This window comes from Streptomyces sp. UNOC14_S4, assembly GCF_020740835.1.
Taxonomy (GTDB): Bacteria; Actinomycetota; Actinomycetes; order Streptomycetales; family Streptomycetaceae; genus Streptomyces.
Window position 1 is genome coordinate 1 of sequence record NZ_JAINFC010000792.1, and the last position, 2355, is coordinate 2355.

The 2355-nt window shown below is 71.6% G+C and carries 1 protein-coding gene; it reads right to left on the minus strand.

The features are described from left to right. Positions 1–270 precede the first annotated feature (270 nt). Entirely contained in the window at positions 271–2307 is a 2037-nt protein-coding gene (locus K6I34_RS35785; protein WP_229332200.1) for a hypothetical protein, read from the minus strand. Between the last annotated feature and the right edge of the window lie 48 nt (positions 2308–2355).

Sequence of the window (2355 nt, forward strand, 5' to 3'; positions counted from 1 at the left end):
CTGTGAACGGCTTGTCTTGGCGGACCAGCCAGTTCTACCGGGGCTCCGCTTCTCGCGTCCGGCGTTCCTCCAGACCAGACCCCACTCGCAGCCACGGACCCACCCCATAACTTCACGGCCTTGCCCTTTAGGGGCGCGGGGAACTGCGCGACCAGCCCCCACCGGACCCGCAGCCGCACGCCGAGCACAAGAGCCACCCCAGTAGGCGCAGAAACACAAAACCGGGCGAGCCACCAGAAGCAGCAGCTCGCCCGGTCAAAAATCGACGCGTCAGACAGACGCCGTCTCATCCGCCCGCTGCGGCGGGATCTCGGAGGCCCGCGCCTCCATCCGCTCGCGCCGCGCGTCCGCCTCCGCGGCCAGCGCCAGCGCCGCCGCGTTGAAGCGGACCAGCGACGGCGGGTCGGACGGCCCCAGCAGCTGCACCTTCAGCTCGGCGCGCGCGTCCGCCAGGCCGTCGAGCGAGGAGTCGCGGACCGCGGCGAGCAGCTCCTCCACCTCGGTCGCCTCCGGCGTGAGGATGGTCGCCGCGCTCACGGTGGGGAAGTTCGCGCGGAACTCCTCCTCCGCCATGCCGCTGGTGTTCGCGACCGCGTACGGCTTCTCGCTGATCAGGTAGTCGGAGACCACGCTGGAGACATCGCTGATCAGCAGGTCGGCCTGGTTGAAGCAGGCGAACAGGGCCGGGCGCGGGCCCGTGATGATCTGGTGCTCCCACTCCGGCAGCGAGGCCCAGTAGGCCTCCTCCCACGCGGCGGTGGCGGCCTCCACGGTCGCGGCGCGGCCCTTCTCGGGCGTGCCCTGGAGCAGCATCCGCTCGATGTCGTCGGCGCTGTCACGGAAGGCGCTGGTGGTGAGCCGGTCCAGCTCGGCGGTGCGGTGCGCCAGCTCCGCGGCGGCCTCGGCGCCCGGGCGGGCACCGCTCCGCCGCTCGTTGGCCTCGCGGATCATGGCCTGGATGCGTTCGTTGGCACGCCCGGCGCGCGGGTCGACGGAGCCGGTCATCGGGTGCGGCTTGTACAGCAGGCGGACCTTGGGGTCGGCCAGCAGCGCGCGGACGATGTTCTCGCCCGCGAGCATCACCGAGGTGTTGCCCGGCTCGCCGTCCCAGCCCTCCCAGGTGGGGGCGTAGAGCACCGTGGTGCACGCGTCGGCCGCGGGCGCCCCGGCGTACGGCTGGATGGGCGCGAGCTGCGGGCGGCCGACCTCGACCACGTCGCGGTCGTCGACGCCGATGTCGGCGAGCTGGTAGCGCTCGCGGGCGGCGGGGCCGGCGACCCAGATCTCGTCGTAGGCCTTGGAGTACGGGTTGCAGCTGGAGAGCTTGTCGCTCTCGCCGTGGTTGATGAAGGCGTGCTTGATCGACGGCATCCGCAGGACCTGGGAGGTCTTTCCGGAGTTCGCCGGGTGGATCATCATCTTCAGCGAGGACTTCTCCAGCGCCATCAGGTGCACGACCTTGGGGATGCAGACGATCGGCACGTCGGTGGCCTCGATCTTCTGCATCATGAAGCGCTCGCGGAGCACGATGACGGGGTTGCCGTCCAGCGCGGCGAGGGTGGAGAGCCACATGTTCGCCTGGTAGGCGGAGCTCGTACCGCCCGAGAAGTACATGCCGACGGTGGGCTTGTAGTCGGCCAGCCAGCGGTCCAGCCACTCCAGGGCCTGCTGATCGTTCGCGATGCGCTTCTTGCGGCCCAGCCAGGTCGCGAGGTAGCCGGCGCCGCCGAGGGCCAGGACGAGGGCGGCCCCGATGCCCAGCTCGCCCCACAGGGCCTGCTCGGTGCCCACGGTGGCCAGCAGGCCCGCGGTGGCCGGGACGGCGAAGCGCAGCAGGCGGCGGCCGTGCTGGCGGGCCAGCAGGCGCGGCGGCGCGGCGGTCAGGTCCAGGCCGGAGGCGTCGATGTTCCGGGTCAGGAACGGCAGCGTGCGGCTGCGGCGGACCAGCAGCGCGACGGCCTGGCAGCCGAGGTGCGTGGCGTAGAAGAGCACCAGGCCCACGAAGAGCGGCGCGTAGTCGCCCAGCGAGCCGTCGCCGTGCACCCGCAGCAGGCCGATCACGACGAGCATGTCGCGCAGCAGCTGCCGCACCATGACGTCGAAGCGGATCTTGCCGAGGACGGCGACCAGACCGGGGTCGCGGTGCTGGAGGTAGAGGTCGAGCGCGAGGCCCGCCGCCGAAGCGGCGATCAGGAGCGGTACGACGGGCAGCAGTGCTCCGACGAGCTGGGTGGCGAAGAACACCAGCATCGCGAGCAGCGCCACGAGCTGTACGGCTCGGCGCGAGGCGGTTCCGGCAGAAGGCACTGGGCGGGCTCCTGGCAGGCGGGCGAGGGGGGATGGACTGGTCTGACT